This is a genomic window from Clostridium sp. AF32-12BH, assembly GCF_003477935.1.
Lineage (GTDB): Bacteria > Bacillota > Clostridia > Lachnospirales > Lachnospiraceae > Brotaphodocola.
The window spans coordinates 103,185-119,772 of record NZ_QUEH01000006.1 but is presented as its reverse complement, the minus strand read 5'-3'; the positions used below and the strand labels follow the sequence as shown (position 1 = coordinate 119,772).

The window sequence follows — 16,588 nt, the reverse complement described above, 5'->3', positions numbered from 1 at the left end:
TGATACGTGATAAATTAGATGAGTAAGGTTATCTAATGATCCGTATGGTCATTAACAACAAGCTGAAGTTCCCGCTTCAGCTTTTTTGTTGCTGCATTCTCTGTAAGTCCCGAATTTTGCCTCACCTCCTTTTCACTTTTGTTCTGATTTATTATCTAAAGAATGATTTACTTTTCATTCATATCTCGCTTTTTGCTTCAGATTGTTGCGTATCGTCTGCCGATATCCTTCCAGCTTTTTCCGCTTGGCCGCACCCAGGTTTTCATTACGCAATGCATACGTATAATATTTTTCTGCCTGTTCAAGAAAAAATCCATCCTGTGAATTTACTTTGGCATCCAGCTTTTCGAAGGTAATCGCCGCGTATTCTGCAGAATTATGCTGTTCTTCAGAAACTGCACCCTCCTCATAACAACGCTCATCATCTACCGCACATTCCGTGTAGAATACAGCTGCTATCCCAAGAGACAGTATCAAGTCTTCTTCTGAAAAAAACTCACTGATATCACCAAGCCGGTGGAACAACTGGGCTAAACCATATTCTGTTTTTCCCTTGCTGGTATAATTTTGAACCCGGACAGCTCTCATTCTTGCCTGAAGAAATCCCTCTGCCGCAATATCTCCGTAATTAGTTGCATTTTCCTTATTGAAAATGGAAATGTCTATTGTACTAGACTTTTTGCTATCCTCTCGAATCATTCCCATAAAGCACAGGCAGTCCAACGATGCATTTCCCATCAGCGTTGCTGTATTGAGCGATGGGAACAACTCGTAATTTTCTTTCCGCAGCTCACAAATTTTAACTGCAAATGTAAAACCTTCTTCCGGGTTATAATATACTTTCCGGGTTAACTGATCCGCCTCGTCAGCATTCTTTGTAATCCTGGCTCGCTTCTTTGAACTTTCCACCGCATAATTCGACTCTTGAGTGCATTCATTCGCAGTCTGCAGGATCTGAGTGCGAAAATTTTCAAAATTCTCTTTGCTTCCAGATATACCAACTGACCTTCCGGCATTCATCAATTGTTCTCGCTGGGAATCCTCGCTCAACTTCTCCGTTTTCTCAGCCATCTCATAGCCGGTATCCGGCGCTTCGGTGGAATGGATAGCGCGCTCATCTATGGAAGAGTATAAGGATTGCCCTGCGGATGAAGACAAACTCGTTTCCTTCTTTTCCCCGCTCAGTGCTTCCAGAATCGGTGGATGAAAAACCAGCCATCCACAATCAACAAATACTGTTCCCAGAGCACCTGCTGCTATCATTCCAGACACCACCAGTAATAAATTTTTCCATCTACCAGCCTTTGTAGCAATATTCATTAGCACCCAGCAAAAAGCTACTGCAAAAAAACGAAATGTCAACAGTTTATGCTCTGCGCAGAATGTATATATTGTATTGCTGGTAAAAATTATTCCTCCAATGATATTCAAGTCTTTATTAAAACCCTCTGCCTTGGATCTCATTGTATTTACAGCGCTCTGATCTTCTTGTTTTTGTTCCTTATCGCCCAGATCAGACTCAATATTTTTTCGTTCTTTTGTTTCCGGCGGCGTTTTTCGTCGATGCCCCATAGTTTCACTTCCTTTTCACGCCGCCCCCAGGTTACTACACTGCCAAAAGATCCGGCTTACTTCTGCCCAAATTGGTTGAGAATAATTGTCAGTTTTAACTGTTCAAAATTCTGGTCTATTTTCTCGGCCAGATATTCACAGGTTGTTTTACTCATATAAGTAATCTCCGCCAAAAACGCTCCAATTGCTTCCTTTGTATAATTATCTTTTACCACAAACGAGACCAAACTATCCAAAGTAATGGCTACACCATATAAATCCGTTAATTCTTTAAATCCCAGTTCTTCATAATATGTTCTGCAAAACCGGGGATCAAATCGAAATACAAAATTGTCCAAAATCTGTCCCAGAATATTTGTCACTGTATCCGGTGATGTTTTTTCCAATTCTCGAATTGGGGCCATGCGATAATAGCCCTTCATTTTTCCCTTTACATAATTCAACAACTCCTGAAAAACTGCTTCCTCTTTTCCGAAGTAAGACCTGACTTTCTCTACATCCTCCTTATTTTCCATCGGAAGTACTTCTCTCAAATAATCACAAACACTTGAAAAAGCCTCTGTGATTTCATATGGAATATCTCCATTATAATCCACTTCTCCGGCATCGTCCTGAATGCATTTGAGCATCGTAATCTTCCAATTTTTTCCTGACTTCTTGATAAAGTAATCCATCTCGTCCAATATTTTTTTCATTGTCACTACCCTGGCTCTGCAAGCCTTCCTTTCTTGTGTAATCTTTTATTGTACTATAAAAATATTGCTGGTATCGTTTCTTGCGCTGCTCTGTTCCATTTCTCATTTCAATATGTATATTGGGAAACTCTGCAAGTTCTCTGTAGCGATCATCTTTTTTGGCATGGTACTGAAACGTTACAAAAAATTCTTCCGTTCGTTTCTCCTGTTTTAACATCGAGAAAGCTTCTGCAAACTTTGTATATTCCTCATTTATCTGGAATTCTAATTTCACTTTTTCTTTATATTTCTTTTGAAAAGCATACTCCTCAAGCTCTTCAGTTCGATCTGACGAATCCATATTTTCCAGTACATAATGCCGCCCCTCACGATTTAACTGATAAAACTTGTTTTTTCCAACTGCATTTTCCTCAATCAACGGAATGGCTACATTTTTCATTCGCCTCATGACATTACTCAGATTGTTCGACGAAATCTGAAGTTCTTCTGCCAGTTCTTTATGCAAAACCGGCTCCTTTTCCCACAGAATTTTTAAAATCTGATCCTTGTACACAGTTTGCTCTTCGAAATGATCTGCATCCGACTTTTGCTGTTTTTGCAACTCTTCCTGCTCCTTTTCGCACTGTTCCAGTGCTTCCCAGAAGGCTCCTAGCTCAAAAATCTGATTAGCCAGTTCTTCTTTCACAATTACTCTCAGACTCTCCATGAATGTTTGAATCATCTGCGCAAATTCTTCTTTCTGCTCCAAACTCTTCTTCAGATTAGATAGATCAGGTTTCCTGATCTGTTCTATCAAAATGTTTTCAAGCTTTTCCCGTTCACTTACGAGCCATTCCACTTTCAGATGTTCTCTCGTTATTATTTCACTGTTCTTTTTCATTCCTTTTGTCCTCATGTTATGCAGTTCTATAGTTGCATTCATACTGAAAACCGCCCTCTGTCTTTGATATGGAAATTTCATAATAACAATAGTCCATATCGCACATTTCACACCAGTCTTTGTTTCCTCCCTGTTTTGACCATTTTTTACATTCTCCCGCTCCATCCAGGCGTTCTGTCAGAAATTTTCCTGCTCCTGTATTCAAACATGCACATCTGCTTTCCCGCGTTTGTAACGGTATGGTAAGCCCGCACACCTGATCAATAACCAGCAATCCCTTTTCTGGATTTTCATCACACTGACTAAATTCATAGAGAACTCGTCCATTTTTCCCAAAAACCTTCACATTTTTTCGATGCCCCTCATAATACATTGGTGAAATCAGCAATACTGGCTGCTCCGAGTAGGACTGTAACAAATTCTGAAGTCGTACAATAACATCCACATTCACTGTAGCTTTCGGAAATGCAATGATATCACACCCCTGCTTTAGTGCAGCTTCTGCAATCCGTACAATTCGCTCTTCTGTATTCATCGGTCTCCCGTTTTCCAGAATCACTTCAGAAAAAGCAATACATTTCTTAGAAATATCAACCGTGTTCACACCGGAAATGGGAGCTACAGCAATGTCCAGTCTCTGTTTATCTGCCAACACTTCCTGAAGATTTGTTCTTTTTACATAAACACACTGAATGCAGCCTTCCGCTTCCATCTCTGGCGTAACCGCCACATATCGGTTCAGAAAGAAATCCTGCCCAGTTGAATTCATCCACTCAGCGAACTCCGCCGGATATAACTTTACATGAACATTCTCATAATTCTTATTTAACGGTGGTATCGGGAGAATACTCTTCCAGCTACTTCCACTATATTTCATTCGATGATAATTTTCGTGAAAACCTCCGATTGTTGTTTCCAGAATCTTCAGCAGAATTTGTGTTCCTTGTATATCTCCCCGTTGAATGCACTGTTCTGCATCCGTCCGAACCATATGATACAAATGCGTCGGAATCTGGATTCCACTGCGAAGTGCCACCTCAAGCTTTCGCAGATAATTGCGAAACCGTTTCATATCTGCAGAAAGTGGATCAACGCCCAGGCACACCAGGCTCTGCCCTGCCTGGCTGCCCCGAGCTGCCAGCAACATTGAGATAATATCTGCCAGCAAATCAAATACCGTATATCCGTTCACATAATCACATCCGTTCTGTTCCTGTTAAATTCCAATATCAATATAACATACCAGATTCTGGATTGCAATATATTTGTAATTATTTGTAATTATCATTTTCATTTTTTCGTCAAAAAAACTGCGATTTCATCGTTTAATCACTCAGAAATCGCAGTTTTTATCATTTCATGGCCCTTTTTATCTATTTCAGGATTGTCCATTCACATTATCTCTGATATGTTGAGATCTCGCTGCTGCCGTTCCCACACTAATCATTCCCCACAAAAACGGCGCCGTGATCGGAAGGTTTAAGTTGACCACTGCCTGGAAGCAGTAACAGATCACTGCAAGCGCGCAGGCCACTACATACTCCCTTTTGAAATTGCAATGCAGCATTCGCCTGCAGGCTGACACAAGAAATACCAGATAGGCCAGAAGCCCGATTGGCCCAATCGTCACCAGATATTGCAAATACTCATTATGCGCATTATCAAAAATCTGTCCGGTCACCTCTACCATATCCGCGAAGACACTTTTTGTTGTCAGAATTCCAAAGGTATCCGGGCCATATCCAAACAGCTTATGAGCAAAGAAAAATTTGCTATAAGCCTCCATCGACTTTCTCCAGACATATCCTCTGTTCGTTCCCCAACCGTCATTGAATACAAGGTAATTCGCAAAGCTGCCATAGCGTGCCCCGTTACCCAGCATGTTGGCATCAATGAACATATATACAGCCACGCAGAGCGCCACAGCCAGAAATACCAGCCATGCCTGCTGTAATCTTCTCCCAATTTCATCTCCCTGCTTTGTTTTCTTACGCATCAGACAGCTATATACCACTGCCGTTATCCCCCAGAGCATAACCGTCAGCGGCAAAAGCCCCGGCATATCTGTCAAAATCTGAAACAGACCGCCCAAACCAACCACCGTATTTTCATACGTGTGATTCAGAAAATCAATTACCTGCATCACCGTAGCAAACGTTGACACCATCACCAGGTATCGCACCACACCGCTCTTCTTTCGAAATAACAGCAACGGCAAAAGTGCAAACAAGGCTCCCACCGCAAGGTACGCATTGTCACTGCTGCCCATGATAATCGCCATGAACGACACCACCATACACAGATAAGACCAGATCTGTTCCCAGCGTTTTTCCGACAGGGCAAAGATTCCTGCTGCCGCCCCCATGATTACCGCAATGTACGCAGTGTAGGTATTGATATTTCCGATTGTGGAAACAAAGATGTAGGCCTGCTCCGGCTTGATCCGTACCCGGAATCCCATAAGATCCATCCGAAAATAATCCGTAATTCCAAGCCCGCATACCAACATTCCTGCAAGCAAAAACGCATGAATCACCCAGCCCTGAAATTTCCAGAACCGGCTCACAACAAAATACATGGCCACATATAATGTCATCAAAAACAAACCGCTGTAACGCCCTTCATTCCCCCAGAACGCCTCATAGCGATACCGGGACTGACAGGTGGAAATGAGTGATATAAGCCAGAACAGGATTACCGCTGCATCCGCAGGGCCAAATGTCTGTTTCCAGTTCTGCGGCTTCAGGCCGGAAAACAGCTTCCTGCTATGCTCTCCCCGGTACTCCTTCCAGTCAATGCCAAGCATTACAAGCCCTAGCACAAATGCAATACCCAGCATCAGCAGAAAGCTTCCGCTGTACCACTTAAACTTGCTCTCCAGAATATCAAAATAGGAATCGTGCACATACAGCGGCAGACCCATTACCAGCACAAACAAAAATACACTGATCACACCACTGATAATGGAAGCACAGCTGTCTGCAAAGGCATCCTTCTGAACCGTTTTTTGTTTTCCCATAAATTCTCCTCTTTGTATCTGTGTGCTATGTCTATGTGTCCCTTTCATTTGTAAATCTGTTTTGATTATAATGTTTTTTTCTTCTTTCGGCAACGACTATTTCCCATACAGCCAGCCTCAAATTGCCTTATATTTCCCCAATATTCCCCTCCACTGCCTTGCCCGTCTCCTCTCAATAATTTGCCTTATAGGAAGTATAATCGTCTCGTAATGCAATTTAGAATTTCGTAGCAAATTCAAAAAAGTAAGAAGGAGAGTGCATTCATTATGAGAAAGCAGACTAAAGTAGCTGCAGTTGCATCTGCAGCAGCTCTGTTAGCTATCGGTGGTGCTATGACTTCTTTCGCAGCTCAGGGTTGGGTTGAGGAAGACGGTACCTGGTACTACTACGACAAAGATGGCAATAGAGTAGAGAACGAGTGGAGAAAATCTGGCGATGGCTGGTACTACCTGGACAGCGAAGAGGGTGGTGCAATGGCTACCGACAAAATCATTGAGGATGATGATAACACCTACTACGTTGACGCTACCGGTGTTATGGTAAAGAACACCTGGGTTAAGGTTGTGAACGAAGAGCAGGATGATGATGATCTGGCTGAGTACCATTACTACTACATGCAGTCTAATGGTAAAGCTATCAAGGCTCCGTCCAGTGGAAAGACTACCTTCAAGACCATCGATGGCAAGAGATACGCATTCGACGATGATGGTATCATGCTGTGGGGCTGGGTAAATGACCAGTCTGAGCGTCAGAGCGAGGATGACGGCTGGGAAGATGCAGTTTACTATCTGGGTTCCTGGGAAGATGGTTCCATGAAGACCGGTTGGCAGAAGATCACCGTTTATGATGACAAAGATGACAAGGACGATGACTACGATTACTGGTTCAACTTCAAGTCCAACGGTAAAAAACGTACCCACGCTGATGATAAGAAAGATGCTACCTGGAAATCCGGCGGCAAGCGTTATCACTTCGACAACCGTGGAGTAATGGTATACGAGTGGTACAATGTTTCTACCAGCGACAGAGTTCTGAAGGCTTCTTCTGCATCTGCATGGAGATACTTCAACAGCCCAGAGGATGGCGCTCGTGTAAGCAAGGGCTGGTTCAAGGTAGTTGCTCCGGCTCTGGACAGCGACAACGCTTTCCTCAACTACGCTGATGACAAGAGCTTTGCATTAGGTGATGCTAATGACGAGGAAGAGCGTTGGTACTATGCCGACAAGGACGGTGTCCTTAAGTCTGGCGAGATCACCAAGATCAATGGCAAGTACTATGGCTTCTATCCGGGCGAGGAGAACGAGGCTGAGACCACCAAGGCAGCTCGTGCACTTGCTGGTCTGAACCAGATTGATGTTGTTGACGGTAAAGTTACAACAGTATATGATGACAGTCTGGACGCTGATGAGTTGGATACTCTGTTAGATACCAACGTTGAGTCTGACGATATCGATGGTGATCTGTACTACTTCGGCTCCAAAGATGATATTGATACCGACGCTGTTATGAAGACCGGTAACGTAACTGTTACTCTGGATGGCGAGTCCTACAACTTCTACTTCCAGAAGACCGGTACTCCTGCATCTGGCAAGGGTAAGGGTGTAACTGGTATTGATGACAAGAAGTACATCTACATCAAGGGTATGAGAATCAAAGCAGATTCCGATGACAAATATCAGCTTGTTAATGTTGAGCCGAGTGCTGATGGTGATGATATCAATGCTGAGACCGCTCCGAATGTAACCAAACTGGATGCTCCGAAGACCTCTGCTACTTATACTTATGTAAATAAGGATAATGAGACTGTTCGTGTTTGGGTTATGAACGATGCTACACAGAAATATCTGGTAAATACCAGTGGTAACATTCAGAAGTCCAAGACCTCTGGTGTAAAAGATGGTAACGACTGCTACTACTATGTAGATAAAGACAGACACGTTATCCTGTATACCGATAACAAAGTTCTGAAAACCGCTAGTAGTAACAATCAGATTACTGTAGAAGGCAATACCTTAGCTGATCTGGTTAAAGGTCTTGAGGATGCATACAATACTACTATTAATTATGCAGAATAATCATTTGATGGATAATCATTTGATTTAAAGTCAATGGGCTGCTGTACCGAATTTTCAGTACAGCAGCCCATTTTTTGTGTTTTGAAAAATATGTAGATTATTCGAAAAAGTGTCTTCGACACTTCAACTCCCCTGCCCCTCAATCTTGAGGGGTGGGGTTTTCTTTTTTCTTCTTTTGCGTCATAATTATCTTATGAACATACTCCAAAACATTTTTAATGACCATTACGAAGAAATGGTATACATCTTGCATCCACGTCAGGTTGTCATTGATAACGTAACAAAAATGATTAACTGCGGTGACCCGGCTTTCGGTGGTGCAATGTATTCCTGTCCCAAATGCAGTAACCTTAAATTTGTTCCTTTCCGTTGCAAAAGCAGGTTCTGCCCAACTTGCGGCATCAAATATTGCCAGGACAGAGCCAACTCCATGGCTTTCCAACTCATCCAATGCTCTCACCGTCACTGTGTCTTTACTATTGATGAAGACTTTCGCCATTTCTTCCTGGAAGACCGTTCTCTTCTTGACTGCTTGTTTCATGCTGTACGCAGTGTCGTTCTTCGTATGTTTTTCAAGTTAAACATGTCCAGGAACTTTGTCCCTGGTTTTATTTGTGTTCTTCATACCTTCGGGCGTCCTCTTGAATGGAACCCTCATATCCATTGCCTGTTCACAGAAGGCGGCTTTTCATATGACGGCTTTTGGCGCATTGTTAAACATTTTGACTACACCTTGCTCCGTATGTCTTTTCAAACTGCTCTGCTAAACGAAATGGAAAAACAGATCGGACCATCCTTCCAAAAGATCAAAGCTGCCATTTATAAAAAAGATTCTAACGGCTTCTACGTCTATGCCAAACCTAATCTTTGCGATACTAAAACAGTCACCAAATATATCAGCCGCTATCTTAGACGCCCTGTCATTGCCTTAAACCGCATTGATTCTTATGATGGTAAAAATGTTACTTTCCATTATCATCGCCATGAAGACAATGCTTTTGTTAAAAAATGTATCCCTGCGCTGGATTTTATTTCTTTGCTCATCCAGCACATCCCGGAACATCACTACAAAATGATCCGCTATTATGGTCTTTATGCCAGACACCGGAACAATGACAAAAAGCTCAGGCGTGCCATTCCGAAAAACAGACAGCCCATCATTCGCAGTTTTACAAAATGGCGTAATAACATCGCTCTGTCCTTTGGATATGATCCTCTTTGCTGCCCTAACTGCAAGATTGGTATGACTCTGACTGATCTTTATTTCAATCACAAACGGATTCCTCTGGAAGAAATTTACGAAAGGACCTTGGCCAAATTTAAATGCCGTTCCGCTTGATTTCTCTTCCCGTCTGCTTCATACTGTATTTATCAACAGACGGGAGGCATCATAAATCATGGATAAAAAAGCTTTAGAGGAACTCCGTAACAAATACATTCAAAATCCACCAGAAGGTATGACCGCAAAACTTGTGAAGAGTATGTCGGATGCTGATCTTTTGGATATGCACTATTTTTTAACTGAAGATGATGACTGGGATGGCGAAGAACCCGAAGAAGGTTTCTATATCGACTTCTTTCAGTAATCGTCTTGTTTTGGTGCCCGCATAAAAGCGGGCATTTTTAGTATGGTTTCCTCCGAGTGGAGGAATTTCCTATCATACAAAAAACAGGCAACACACTGTAGTTTCACAGTATGTTGCCTGTTTTGCTAGATACCCAAATTACATAGCAAATATCACCAGTCAATAATCTGATTGATGATATTCTGTTGTTCCGTACTGGTTTTTCTTAAATAAATCCGGGTTGTTTCAATGCTGGAATGTCCCATCAGATCGGCCAGCATGGCAATATCATTGTAGCGTTCCAGAAAGCTTTTCGCGAAACGGTGGCGAAAAGAGTGGGGATAAAGAACAGATGGATCCAGTCCATAGCGCGAACCAAAGTGTTTTAACTGTACCGCAATTCCACGGGCAGTAATCAGCTCGCCGTATTTATTCAGAAAAAGGAAACCACTATCTTTTTCAGTATCACTCATCCACTGCAGTGCTTCTTTCTGCAAAGCTGACGGAATATAAATGCGCCGCAATTTTCCGCCTTTTGAATACAGGTCAAGATATCCGATACGAACGTGCTCACACTTGATCTGAACCAGCTCACTCACGCGTGCACCGGTAGCGGCTAGGAAACGTACCACAAAATACCAGTACATTTCATTATCGCGTTTCAGGCAGTTTTTGAAATACAAATAATCGGCCTCACTGATGACATTCTCCAAAAATGGTTTTTGCTGCACTTTGACAGAAGGTAATTTCCATTGTTCTTTTTTAATACTTTCAAGATAACAATTGACGGCCCGGATGCGTAAATTGACAGTTTGTGGTTTGTAATGCTCAATCAGGTAAACTTTATAGTCCCGCAGGTTTGGCTTATTCAGTTTGTCATACATGGATTCGTATTGCCGAATGGCATAAAGATAAGAAGTGATGGTGTTTTTAGAAAGGTTTTGGTCTGACAGATACTTTTTGAATTCGTTCTCCATAGGGATCCTCCTTTGTAATGAATAAGACTTTATGTGTGTATTGTTTTTTCAACATGCACAGATAAGATATTGTCTTATTATTATATCGAATCCCTGATAAGATAAAGTTGTCCAATCTCGTATAAAATAAAAGGACTGCCGCACTATTACTAGTGCGACAGCCCTCTTAATTAGCAAACTATTTACCTTTGCAGAAATTATCTGGTCGGATGAGCTGCCTCATAAGCCTCAATAGCCTTAGCAAGATCAGATAAAGTATTACCAGCTACGGTAAAGCCATCGTTCTGATCGTTGTACTTAGAATCGGTCTTCAGAACCTTATTATCGGTGTAGTACTGAACGTGTCTGTCTTTGTCTACATAGTAGTAGCAGTCGTTACCATCTTTCACACCGGAGGTCTTGGACTTCTGCAGAGTACCAGTGGTATTTACCAGATACATATTGTCCGGAACATCGTAAACATGTACAGTCTCACCATCTTTGTTGGTGTACTCATAAATAACAGTAGTCGGAGCATCTGCTTTAGCAACCTTAGCGTTATCAGAATTGATATCAACACCGCCATTGTTTGCAATCTTCTCAGTTACAGAAACAAGCTGGTACTTGTCATCGCTGTCAGCTTTGATTCTAGCACCCTTCAGGTATACGTACTTGTCATCATCAATACCAGTTACACCCTTACCTTTACCGGTTGACGGAGTACCGGTCTTCTGGAAGTAGAAGTTGTAGGACTCACCATCAAGAGTTACGGTAACATTACCGGTCTTCATAACAGCGTCGGTATCAATATCAGATTTAGCGCCGAAGTAGTACAGATCACCAGCACCACCCTTACCATTAAGGATGTCATCCAGCTCATCAGCATCTACATCGTCATCATAAACGGTGTCAATGGTATCTTCGCCATCATTCATAGACATACGGGTCAGACCAGCCAGTGCGCGACCAGTCTTGGTGGTATTGCCATTGCTGTCAGCAGCATCCGGATAGAAGCCATAATACTTACCGTTGATCTTCTTGATCAGGCCAGCCTGAAGCTTACCATCTTTATCTGCATAGTACCAACGCTCTTCCTCGTCGTTAGCATCCTTGTAAGCGAAGCTATCGCTGTCATCATAGTTCAGGAAGGAGTTGTCACTGTCTTTAGCCGGAGCAACTACCTTGAACCAGCCCTTGGTTACACGAGCGCCATCCTCTGGGCTTCTGAAGTATCTCCATGCAGTAGATGCAGATGCCTTCAGGTATGTATCATTACCAGTAGCAACGTTATACCACTCATATACCATTACACCACGGTTGTCGAAGTGATAACGCTTGCCGCCGGATTTCCAAGTATCATTGTTATCAGCCTGAGCACGTTTCTTACCGTTGGACTTGAAGTTGAACCAGTAGTCGTAATCGTCATCCTTGTCATCATCGTCATCGTAAACGGTAACCTTCTGCCAGCCGGTCTTCATAGCACCATCTTCCCAGGAACCCAGGTAGTAGGTTGCGGTCTTCCAGCCGTCATCATCGCTTTCACGCTCGGAATTGTCATTTACCCAGCCCCACAGCATGATACCGTCATCATCGAATGCGTATCTCTTGCCGTCGATGGTCTTGAAGGTGGTCTTTCCGCTGTCCGGAGCCTTGATAGCTTTACCATTACCCTGCATATAGTAGTAGTGGTACTCAGCCAGATCATCATCATCCTGATCCTCGTTAACAACCTTAACCCAGGTGTTCTTTACCATAACACCGGTAGCGTCAACGTAGTAGGTGTTGTCATCATCCTCGATCAGCTTATCGGTAGCCATTGCGCCGCCCTCTTCGCTGTCCAGGTAGTACCAGCCATCGCCGGATTTTCTCCACTCGTTCTCTACTCTATTGCCATCTTTGTCATAGTAGTACCAGGTACCATCTTCCTCAACCCAACCCTGAGCTGCGAAAGAGGTCATAGCACCACCGATAGCTAACAGAGCTGCTGCAGATGCAACTGCAGCTACTTTAGTCTGCTTTCTCATAATGAATGCACTCTCCTTCTTACTTTTTTGAATTTGCTACGAAATTCTAAATTGCATTACGAGACGATTATACTTCCTATAAGGCAAATTATTGAGAAGTGGGAAAGGGGAGAAAAAAGAACCGGAAATATGCGTTTCGGCACATTCCGGCTCTCTGTAAGAATACTGCAATATGCGTTTATTCGTTATCGGCGGACGGTGAATTTTCATCGCTGCTGTCAGCGGTTTTCTCTATAGGATGTGGTTCTTTTTTGATACTTGTTGACATTCCAATGCTGATCATCAGCCACATCATCGGAGCCACAAGCGGCTGGTTTAAATTTACGATGGCCTGTACGTTATAGCATAAGGTTGCAAGCAGTAATCCGAGAAGATACGACGACTGTTCACGATTTTTATACATTGCGCGCCAGGCGGAAAACAGGAACCACAGATATGTGATCAGACCTACCGCTCCCAGGGTAACCAGATCCTGCAAATATTCGTTGTGGGCGTTATCAAAAATCAGGTGGGTGGAAGATACCATCTCATTGTAAATCTTGTTAATGGTAAGAATTCCAAACGTTTCCGGTCCATATCCAAAAAGCTTTCGAATGAATGGGAACTTTGCATACAGCCGCATGGATGCTTTCCAGATGTATCCACGGTCTGTGCCCCAGGAATCATTAAATACAAGGTAGTTGCTTAATGCACTGTACCGTTCTGCATGCCCAAAGAAATTTGCATCGCAGAAAGCCAATACAACGGCTGCAATGCCCAGTGCCAGAATCAGTTTCCAGGCTCTTAAACTGCAGCGGGCCACAGCCTCCTTATTTGAAACTTTACGTTCTGTCAATGCAAGAACTCCTGCAAATAGCCATAAAAGAATGATAAACGGAAGCAGGCCACGGAAAGAAGCAATCACCTGAAACAGGCTGTCCAGGCCAAGTACCTTATCTGCATATTGCTCATTGATCCATACGATGCACTGAATTACGCTGAAAAAGGAAGCAAGCACAATGAAATATTTTTTCAGACCATCATGTTTTTGGAACAAGAGCAGGGGAGACAGTCCAAATAAAGTGCCCAGAGCCAGGTATGCGTTATCACTGCATCCCATGACAATTGCAAAAAACGATACGATCATACAGACATAATACCAAATCTTCCGGAGCCTATGTTCTTCTACCCAGAACATAGCAGTGGAAAATCCCATGATTAATGCAACATAAGCGGTGTAGCTGTTAATATTGCCAATGGTGGATGTGAATAATGCTCTCTGGGAAGGAAGGGCCTCTGCCTTTACCTTCAGAAAATCCATCTGGAAATAGTCGCTGATGCCGATCAGACACATGATCATGCTGCTGACAAGAAATACCTGCAGAGCCCACGGCTTAAAGTTCCAGAGCCTGCTCACCATAAAGTAAGCCACAACATAAACGCTGATCAGGAACAATCCGGTAAAACGGCCTTCATTTCCCCAGACAGATTCATAAAGATAGTCTGACTGAAGGGTAGAAATAAGAACAGAAAGCCAAAATAGCAGCAGAACCAGATCGGTGGGGCGAAGCATTTTTTTCCATTTGGTGATGCTCAGGTAATCCTTCCAGTGGAAATCTCTGGTTTTTATAAGATGTGCTATGGATAAAAGAATCACTAACCCCAGCGTCACCAGAACCGATAAATAGTAGCACTCGTATTTTACTTCCGGAATATCAAAGTACCCATCGTTAAAAATAAGAGGAAATATGAACATCAGCACAAACAGGCAGATATTCATGATCCAGTTTATAAGGCGCGGATACCATCCGGAAGCTCCCGCTCTCGTTTCATTCATTTAATTTCTCCTTTACAAAAAACACAGAAAAGTGTAAGATCCGTTTCAGTATACCATCTTTACATTTATTCCGCAATCGTATATAATAGCATATGCAGTTTTTGAACCAGGAAATTTAGAGGAGACTACAATATGAAAATGAATAAATGGCTGCTTTTAACCGGCCTGTGCGGGCTACTGCTGACTGGCTGTACCAAAAGTAACTATGTTAGCCCTGACAGTGCTTCCGCGGATGATGGCCCGGATTTTAATGTTTATGAAAATTATGAATTAGATGAAGATCAGCTTATGGCCGATGTGCTGGATGTCGGCACTGACCCGGACAATTATCCAATGGCGGTTGCTATTGATTTTGGCCTTCGCATGGATGAGGGCAAAATCAACATTGCGGCAATTGTAAAGGACGATACTTCCACAGAGGATGCTTTATGGTATGGCAATGAAGCCATCAAAGTCTTGAATGACCAGATTGCCAGCCAGGATATTTCTTATGAGATGTCTTCCGACAAATATTTTGGCGGAGTATTTGATAAGAACGATGCATATCTTGATATCTATACCCAGACCGCTTTCAATAATGGAGAGGAGCCTCTTTTCTCTGTTGTTATTCCGGCTGGTACGTATATGACATTTGACAGCGCTGATAACGACAACTAAAAAAACACCCTGGATTATGTTTTGTGTAATCCAGGGTGTTTTTTTGTTGTCTTATTCTGCGGCTGCCTCAGAACTGGTGTCCTGTGTTTCTTCGGCAGTGGCTTCCGTTTCTTCCTGCTGTTCAGTCTTTTTAGACTGTCCTGCAGTAATAACAGAAGTAGTCTGCTGTGGCTGTGCTTCTGCTTCTTCAAACTCACTCTGAGCAGCGGCTGCGGCGGCGGCGGCCTCTGCTGCGGCGATTTCTTCTGCGGAATCAGCTTCGCTGCAGATTACCTTGATGTCTGCAGTATTGTTACGATAGGTTAATTCATACGTATTTCCAGTATCCGTAGTTCCGTTCAGGGTATAGCTTGCATCGGAGCTGGCTGCATCAATAATTATACGGTTGTATACGTTCTGACCCTCGGTCTGGCCTAATGCTGCGGTAAGCAAAGACTTGAAAGCAGTCTCAAAATACTGGGAGTCTTCTCTCTCCGGAACAAGATTGCGATTGTACTTCATCTCGATCGCATATGGAGTGTAGCTGGCGCTGCCCTCTTTGGAGGATTTCCAGATGGTGCCCTCTAAAACTCTTCCCCTGTCCTGAACATCGTAGTAGTAGGTGGTCTGAAGGTTATCTTTGCTGATACTGCCTTTGTAATCTTTGTATTCAGATTTTACAAGACCCTTCTTTGCCTCCAGGAAAATGCTGTCATACAGCTTTAACATTTCCTCGCTGTAAACGATTCGCTTGGTTCCCGAAGCAATGCCGCTGGTCACTGCAGTTTTCGCAGCCTCAGCTGCTGCACTGGCTTCTTTGCCCGGAGCCGGTCTGGATGCAAGTCTTTCTTTACGGCGATTCTCGGATTCAATTTCAGCCTGGGATTTTTCGTGCTTTACACCAGAATCGTCTAACCAGTAACCCTCTACATGAGTGCCGTGCATCATATATCCGTCTGGATCAAAAAAATATTCGGATCCGGTAGACGGGTCAGTAAACCAGCCCATTCCCTGATAAGATCCATTATCATTTAAATATTTCCAGCCATTGGTGTCCTGCTGCCAGGTTCCTGCAAAGGCCTGACTTACGCTTAAAATGGTAAGTGCCGCAGTTACGGTTAATAAACCAGCTAATTGCTTTCTCATTCTATCTTCCTCCTGATATCATGCTTCTTTCTATGGTGCTTCTTTAAGCTAGAAAAATCATATCATAAATAAAGCATCCAGACAACCGATAATATCATGAAGAATATTTAACTTTTTGTGACAGTTATTACAATAATATAACCAAATCGCACCCGAAACTGAGCATAAAGAAAAGCAGGCCGTATATTGCAAAACTGCAATAT

Annotated in this window: 14 protein-coding genes; 4 read left to right on the top strand and 10 right to left on the bottom strand. The window is 42.9% G+C overall.

Annotation, left to right across the window (positions count from 1 at the left end; genetic code table 11):
- Window positions 1–174: 174 nt before the first annotated feature.
- The 5 genes from DWZ40_RS07520 to DWZ40_RS07500 all read right to left on the bottom strand — a co-directional run bounded on the left by DWZ40_RS07520 (window position 175) and on the right by DWZ40_RS07500 (window position 6,166).
- Window positions 175–1,320 carry a hypothetical protein gene (locus DWZ40_RS07520; protein WP_147354151.1) on the bottom strand — a complete coding sequence of 382 codons (1,146 nt, stop codon included), beginning with the start codon at window positions 1,318–1,320 and terminating at the stop codon, window positions 175–177.
- Between the two features lie 308 nt (window positions 1,321–1,628).
- A complete protein-coding gene (locus DWZ40_RS07515) occupies window positions 1,629–2,168 on the bottom strand; it encodes a hypothetical protein (RefSeq protein WP_147354150.1) in 540 nt (179 codons plus the stop codon).
- Entirely contained in the window at window positions 2,158–3,147 is a 990-nt protein-coding gene (locus DWZ40_RS07510) for a hypothetical protein (protein ID WP_118542271.1), read from the bottom strand. Before DWZ40_RS07510 ends, DWZ40_RS07515 begins: the two co-directional genes overlap by 11 nt.
- 16 nt (window positions 3,148–3,163) lie before the next feature.
- The gene (locus tag DWZ40_RS07505) at window positions 3,164–4,339 is read right to left on the bottom strand and encodes a hypothetical protein (RefSeq protein ID WP_118542269.1); all 1,176 of its coding nucleotides are present in this window, start codon (window positions 4,337–4,339) and stop codon (window positions 3,164–3,166) included.
- Window positions 4,340–4,525: 186 nt separating this feature from the next.
- Window positions 4,526–6,166, bottom strand: a complete 1,641-nt coding sequence (locus DWZ40_RS07500; RefSeq protein WP_182431659.1) for an O-antigen ligase family protein — start codon at window positions 6,164–6,166, stop codon at window positions 4,526–4,528.
- 267 nt (window positions 6,167–6,433) lie between these two features.
- Here DWZ40_RS07500 and DWZ40_RS07495 point away from each other — a divergent pair, with 267 nt between their 5' ends.
- Window positions 6,434–8,242 (top strand): hypothetical protein, encoded by a 1,809-nt coding sequence (locus DWZ40_RS07495; RefSeq protein ID WP_118542265.1) that lies wholly within the window; start codon window positions 6,434–6,436, stop codon window positions 8,240–8,242.
- 139 nt (window positions 8,243–8,381) lie between these two features.
- On the opposite strand, the gene DWZ40_RS20440 is transcribed toward DWZ40_RS07495, so the two are convergent.
- Entirely contained in the window at window positions 8,382–8,783 is a 402-nt protein-coding gene (locus DWZ40_RS20440) for a hypothetical protein (protein WP_347560058.1), read from the bottom strand.
- 24 nt (window positions 8,784–8,807) lie between these two features.
- Here DWZ40_RS20440 and DWZ40_RS07490 point away from each other — a divergent pair, with 24 nt between their 5' ends.
- Window positions 8,808–9,581: a transposase gene (locus DWZ40_RS07490; protein ID WP_243035270.1), complete on the top strand. Its 774-nt coding sequence runs from the start codon at window positions 8,808–8,810 to the stop codon at window positions 9,579–9,581.
- A gap of 58 nt (window positions 9,582–9,639) precedes the next feature.
- Window positions 9,640–9,828 carry a hypothetical protein gene (locus tag DWZ40_RS07485; protein WP_118534482.1) on the top strand — a complete coding sequence of 63 codons (189 nt, stop codon included), beginning with the start codon at window positions 9,640–9,642 and terminating at the stop codon, window positions 9,826–9,828.
- Window positions 9,829–9,980: 152 nt separating this feature from the next.
- On the opposite strand, the gene DWZ40_RS07480 is transcribed toward DWZ40_RS07485, so the two are convergent.
- The 3 genes from DWZ40_RS07480 to DWZ40_RS07470 all read right to left on the bottom strand — a co-directional run bounded on the left by DWZ40_RS07480 (window position 9,981) and on the right by DWZ40_RS07470 (window position 14,603).
- Window positions 9,981–10,784: a tyrosine-type recombinase/integrase gene (locus tag DWZ40_RS07480; protein WP_118542261.1), complete on the bottom strand. Its 804-nt coding sequence runs from the start codon at window positions 10,782–10,784 to the stop codon at window positions 9,981–9,983.
- Window positions 10,785–10,981: 197 nt separating this feature from the next.
- Entirely contained in the window at window positions 10,982–12,787 is a 1,806-nt protein-coding gene (locus tag DWZ40_RS07475; RefSeq protein WP_243035258.1) for a hypothetical protein, read from the bottom strand.
- 178 nt (window positions 12,788–12,965) lie between these two features.
- Window positions 12,966–14,603 (bottom strand): O-antigen ligase family protein, encoded by a 1,638-nt coding sequence (locus DWZ40_RS07470; protein WP_118542259.1) that lies wholly within the window; start codon window positions 14,601–14,603, stop codon window positions 12,966–12,968.
- Window positions 14,604–14,735: 132 nt separating this feature from the next.
- Here DWZ40_RS07470 and DWZ40_RS07465 point away from each other — a divergent pair, with 132 nt between their 5' ends.
- Window positions 14,736–15,260 carry a hypothetical protein gene (locus DWZ40_RS07465; protein ID WP_118542257.1) on the top strand — a complete coding sequence of 175 codons (525 nt, stop codon included), beginning with the start codon at window positions 14,736–14,738 and terminating at the stop codon, window positions 15,258–15,260.
- Window positions 15,261–15,311: 51 nt separating this feature from the next.
- Here DWZ40_RS07465 and DWZ40_RS07460 read toward each other — a convergent pair whose 3' ends face one another.
- Window positions 15,312–16,385: a hypothetical protein gene (locus tag DWZ40_RS07460; protein ID WP_118542255.1), complete on the bottom strand. Its 1,074-nt coding sequence runs from the start codon at window positions 16,383–16,385 to the stop codon at window positions 15,312–15,314.
- Window positions 16,386–16,588 lie beyond the last annotated feature (203 nt).